This is a genomic window from Polaribacter sp. M10, from assembly GCF_054968445.1.
The window spans coordinates 1-5421 of sequence record NZ_JBSSBG010000038.1 but is presented as its reverse complement, the minus strand read 5'-3'; the positions used below and the strand labels follow the sequence as shown (position 1 = coordinate 5421).

The window sequence follows — 5421 nt, the reverse complement described above, 5'->3', positions numbered from 1 at the left end:
AAGCTCAAAACTACAAACTACTTCCAGAATCAAATACTAAACATAAAATATTTTCTACTTCCTAACCTCTATTTTCGCTGTTCGTGGGTCGTGGGTCGTTGGTCGTTGTTCGTTTTTCGTTTTTCGTTGATCGTTGCTCGACTATCGTTATTCATAACTCATAACTCACAACTCAACTCTTCACTATTTTTCCACCTCTGCCCTCTCTCCTCTCTAATCTATTTTCTCTATTCTTGTTTCGTGGTTCGTTGATCGTTGTTCGTTGTTCGTGTTTCGTGGTTCGTTGGTCGTGTTTCGTTGATCGTTGCTCGACTATCGTTATTCCTAATTCAGAACTCTCAACTCTTAACTCGTAACTCTAAGCTCTAAGCTCTAAGCTCTAAGCTCAAAACTACAAACTACTTCCAGAATCAAATACTAAACATCAAACATAAAATATTTTCTACTTCCTAACCTCTATTTTCGCTGTTCGTGGGTCGTTGGTCGTTGTTCGTTTTTCGTTTTTCGTTTTTCGTTGATCGTTGCTCGACTATCGTTATTCATAACTCACAACTCTACTCTTCACTATTTTTCCACCTCTATCCTCTCTAATCTCTAATCTATTTTCTCTATTCTTGTTTCGTTTTTCGTAGTTCGTTTTTCGTTGATCGTTGCTCGACTATCGTTATTCCTAATTCAGAACTCTCAACTCTTAACTCGTAACTCTAAGCTCTAAGCTCTAAGCTCTAAGCTCTAAGCTCAAAACTACAAACTACTTCCAGAATCAAATACTAAACATAAAATATTTTCTACTTCCTAACCTCTATTTTCGTGGGTCGTGGGTCGTGGGTCGTTTATCGTTACTCGACTATCGTTATTCAGAACTCGTAACTCATCACTCATAACTCCCAACTCATCACTCAAAATCACAAACTCTTATCCTTAACCTCTAAGAAATTTTTAATGTCATAGATCACTGATTTCTTTTTCTGCAAGGTTGTAATCTCAATGCTTTTAAACTCTTGATGCGCAACCGCCAAAACTAGGGCGCCGTATTTGTTTAGGTGTACATCTTCTATTAAATTAATGTTATATTCTTCCAGCACTTCTTCTTTTTTGGCCCAGGGATCGTAAATATCCACAGCTACACCATAACTCTTTAACGCATGATACAAGTCGACCACCTTTGTGTTTCGAATATCAGGACAATTTTCTTTAAAGGTGATGCCCAAAATCAACACTTTTTCTCCTTTGATTTTCACCTCTTGAGCTATCATCAATTTAATGACTTCGGAAGCAACGTGTGCCCCCATACTATCATTCAATCGTCTTCCGGAAAGGATAATTTCGGGATAATACCCATATTGTTGTGCTTTCTGTGCCAAATAAAACGGATCTACTCCAATACAGTGGCCGCCCACCAAACCTGGTTTAAAGGGCAGGAAATTCCATTTGGTTGCTGCTGCTTCCAACACATCACTGGTATTGATGTTCATCAAACTAAAAATCTTTGCCAATTCGTTAACAAAAGCTATATTAATATCTCGTTGACAATTTTCAATAATTTTTGCAGCTTCGGCTACCTTAATAGAAGGCGCCAAATGTGTTCCGTTTTTTAAAACAGAAGCATACAAGTCATCTACTTTTTGGGCAGTAGCTTTGTTAGACCCCGAGGTCACCTTTAATATATGTTCTACCGTTCTTACTTTATCTCCAGGACTGATTCTCTCTGGCGAATAACCGACAAAGAAATCTTCATTGAATTTTAATTGGGAATATTGCTCTAAAACCGGAATGCAATCTTCTTCGGTAGCTCCAGGATAGACGGTAGATTCGTAAATAACAATATCGTCTTTTTTTAAGTGTTGGGCTATGGTTTTACTGGCAGATAAAAGCGGTTGCAATACGGGTTGATTGTTTTTGTCTACAGAAGTAGGCACCGTAACAATAAAATAATTGCAATCTTGCAAAAAGCGCTTTTCTTCGGTCACAAAGAGTCCGTTTTTACCAGCAACCTCATCCAGTAATACAGCTTGCAATAAGGCATTGTCTACTTCTTGAGTGGTATCTATGCCTTGTTTTAATTCTGCAATTCTTTTGGGATTGATATCAAAACCAATCACTTGATATTTGGTCCCAAACAATCGGGCCAATGGCAACCCTACATATCCTAAACCGATGATTGCTATTTTTATGTTTTGCATGCAATAAGCTAATAATTATAAGTGTACGAATGTACAAAAAAGGTTTTTTAGAGCATTAAAAAATAAACCAAAAATAAATTTCTACCGTTTTCACAAAATTTGTAATTTTACTCCACTTAAACAATCGAGCTTATGAAATTATTAATTACGTATTTCCTTCTGTTTTTCACCTTAATGGTCTCTTCTCAAAATCAGCAAAAAACAAAAAATCATTTTCAAACAGCTGGATATGTTTTTAAAACAAGCTTTAATACCATCCCAAATGATTTTGTGTATTTAGGCAAAGAATTCTCTGATGATTGGAAAAAAACGGGGTATTATGCAGCGGGTGTTTTAGGATTAATTGCCACGGATAAAATCACCACCAAAGCCTTTCAAGATATTGAAAAAAATATTGATTATAGATTACCCAACTTAACACCACATTTTCTTAGAGATTCAAAAAATATGTGGATAAATAACACTGAAAACACATATTTAACTTACCCTATTATTGGAATCTATTTAGGATCTTTGTTTACCAACAATGAAAAAGGCCAGTTTGTGGGTGTAAATGCATTCAAAGCAATTGCGTATTCTACCTTAATTACTCAAGTTACTCTAAAAACAGTTTTTGGTAGAAACAGACCTGAATTTCCTTTGAACACCAACACCAAGGGGTATCCGTTTACCAATAACAATTGGGATTTCTTCAACGGGAGAGAAAATGAGATCTTACTTTCTGACCACAAAGCAACTGCTATGCCATCGTTACATGTAACTACCTATTTTGCTTTAGCAAAAGTTTTACAAATGGAATTTGATAATTACTGGGTGCCTTATGGCTTAATGACCGCCGTTTTCTTTTCCAACGTAAAAGGACATCAACACTGGGTAAGTGATATGGTTGTAGGAGGAATTTTAGGAACACTCATTGGTCGTTCTATTGTAAGAAGTAGCTGGAAAGCCAGAGGTATTTTAGAAAAAAGTAAAAATCGTAGAATCTCTTTGAATTATATTCCGAAATTCTCTTCAGAGTTTACAGGGCTTAAAATTGTAGGTACTTTTTAAGTACATCGTTTGGTATTTTATAGGCATCAATAAGCAAAAGCAATTTTAATGATAGAACTAGTTCTCGATACAAAATTTCAGAAAAAGAAATTTCACTCGAACTGACATCTAGAACAAGTCTTATTTCAAAAAAGCGGTTACAATTCCGCAATCTACTTATTTACAAGCTCTTAACAACTTAAATATATAATACTAATACTGATTCATGCCTTGAAATGAAGATTAACCCAAATAGCGTGTCATTAATAAATAAGTACGGTTAAAGCAATTTTTTGGTCTTCAAAATCAATAGCTTCTATAGTAAAAAGCACGTTTTTATTCGATAAAAACACAAAAGTAGACCTGATATTTCTTAAACAACCACTAAAAAAAGATGCATAATGCGTGTTTTTTGTTCGATTTTTGTCAGAAAAAAGTGAATATTTAGGTAAAAAAGTAGGTTAAAAACCAATTTTAAGTAAAAAAAAGAGCACAAAATTAGTTTTTTTTACCATAAAAATCAGCAATAACATTAACAATAGCTGCTTTAAAAAGAGAAAGTAGCGGTTTTTTAAAAGTATCTTAAGTTTTAAGCAACTCACTAAATACTTTTGGTAAAAAGAAACGATACTTTTGATGAAAAGTATCGTTTCTTTTAAAAACTCAATAGGGCGAGTTTTTAGAAAATTGAGTAGAAAAAACAAAAAAATGGAGAACCTAGCTATTGCTAAATTCCCCATTTCATTTATTTACGACTCACTATGCGTAAACTCAACATTTTGCAACATCTTACGCAAACGTTTATCAGGCCTAAAGTTAATATGAGACTTCTTTACCAAGTTAACAGTAACTTCTTCTGCAGTTGCCACGCCTTCCGAACGCACGCCAATTTGAAAAGCTCCCAATTTATCTAACTTTACAATTCTACCTTGCTCTAGCTCATCGATCACATTGTGCATCAATGAAATTAAAACTGCATAACAATCTGCCTCACGCACCGTACTTTGGTGCGAAACCAAATACGCTAATCTTTCTAAATTAGTGGTACCTGTTGCAATGGCATGCGCGTAAAATTTATTTTCCGCTGCTCTGTCCTGCGGATTAGGACGTTCTATGGTTTTTAATTTTACCATGATATTGAAATTAAATAATTATAAAAAAATTACAACCTTTATTTTGAGAGACGATTGTAAGACATCTCTATACTCGCTTTTTAAAACTCTGTGCCTTAGCACCCAAAAAATCGCGTTTTTGATCCCTTAAACATTAAGCAATTGAACTTAATGGAGTTCGTAAATTAAATTAATCCATAACTTACCTCATACAGTTTAGTGTACTGTGTTAAATTTTACAAAAAATTTGGTAAGCTCTAAGAAGTGTTGTAATTTTAAACTGCGAAATTTAAACTTACACTTTTTAAAGTGTTACCACCAAGATAAAGTCTTAAAGCACTATCTTTAAGGCTTTGTTCTTGTGTTTCAAATATACAACCTATTTTTAATTTTAACAGAAGTAGTTATTAACAATTACAAGCACTCTATTCACAAATTTTAGTTTTTCTTACATTTTTTTTACATTTTTCAAAAATGTTGCTTAAAAAGCAAAACAAGAGGTAAAAAACGAATGTTTTAGTCAATCACTAAAAACAATATAAACTTGATAGTAAATTACCATTAAAACGATAGTAAACGAACAATTTATTGGATGTTATTTTACTGAAGTTAAACATTACGCTTTATACTCTTAAAAATAATGAAATAACAAAATTAATGTAAGCGTTATATACACCATCTCTTTAGAGATTATTCGACAGACATGCTAGGGATAAAAACTAGTTCAATCATATCTACGATGTAGAAAGACCTTGACGATACAAAAAAAAAGAAAGATAAACTTTATAAAGAAAAGGACTCCTTCACAAGGTCGGAGTCACAGAGACGTTTGTCATTTCGAGTATTACTGAAATCAAAATGTATTTTGATTGAAAGTAACTTGGTTAACCGAAGAATCTCAAAATTCAACAATCAACCTCAATTCTTTTAACCCCTCTGTTCTTTTCCATTGATGAAAAGAACCAAAAATCTAGACTTATTTTATTTTCTTTAAATTCTACTATCCCTTACACGATCCGCGTCCAGACCGTTTCACTCTTTGGACACTCCTCAGTTACAGCGATATTGAATTTTTACAGAAAATTAAAGTATGTCGG

3 protein-coding genes are annotated in these 5421 nt (G+C 33.7%); 1 reads left to right on the top strand and 2 read right to left on the bottom strand.

Annotation, left to right across the window (positions count from 1 at the left end; genetic code table 11):
- Positions 1-905: 905 nt before the first annotated feature.
- On the bottom strand, positions 906-2183 hold the full coding sequence (locus ACWYN7_RS17035) for a nucleotide sugar dehydrogenase (RefSeq protein ID WP_462861180.1): 1278 nt from the start codon (positions 2181-2183) through the stop codon (positions 906-908).
- A gap of 132 nt (positions 2184-2315) precedes the next feature.
- Between ACWYN7_RS17035 and ACWYN7_RS17030 the strand changes: the two genes are divergently transcribed.
- Positions 2316-3233, top strand: coding sequence for a phosphatase PAP2 family protein (locus ACWYN7_RS17030; RefSeq protein WP_462861179.1), 918 nt, complete (start codon positions 2316-2318; stop codon positions 3231-3233).
- A 728-nt stretch (positions 3234-3961) separates the two neighbouring features.
- Here the strand turns inward: ACWYN7_RS17030 and ACWYN7_RS17025 are convergent.
- On the bottom strand, positions 3962-4345 hold the full coding sequence (locus tag ACWYN7_RS17025) for an HU family DNA-binding protein (RefSeq protein WP_462861178.1): 384 nt from the start codon (positions 4343-4345) through the stop codon (positions 3962-3964).
- Positions 4346-5421 lie beyond the last annotated feature (1076 nt).

Bases quoted from the DNA above. Each gene is read 5' to 3' on its own strand.
- ACWYN7_RS17025 (WP_462861178.1), bottom strand. From the start codon at position 4,345: ATGGTAAAATTAAAAACCATAGAACGTCCTAATCCGCAGGACAGAGCA.
- ACWYN7_RS17035 (WP_462861180.1), bottom strand. From the start codon at position 2,183: ATGCAAAACATAAAAATAGCAATCATCGGTTTAGGATATGTAGGGTTG.
- ACWYN7_RS17030 (WP_462861179.1), top strand. From the start codon at position 2,316: ATGAAATTATTAATTACGTATTTCCTTCTGTTTTTCACCTTAATGGTC.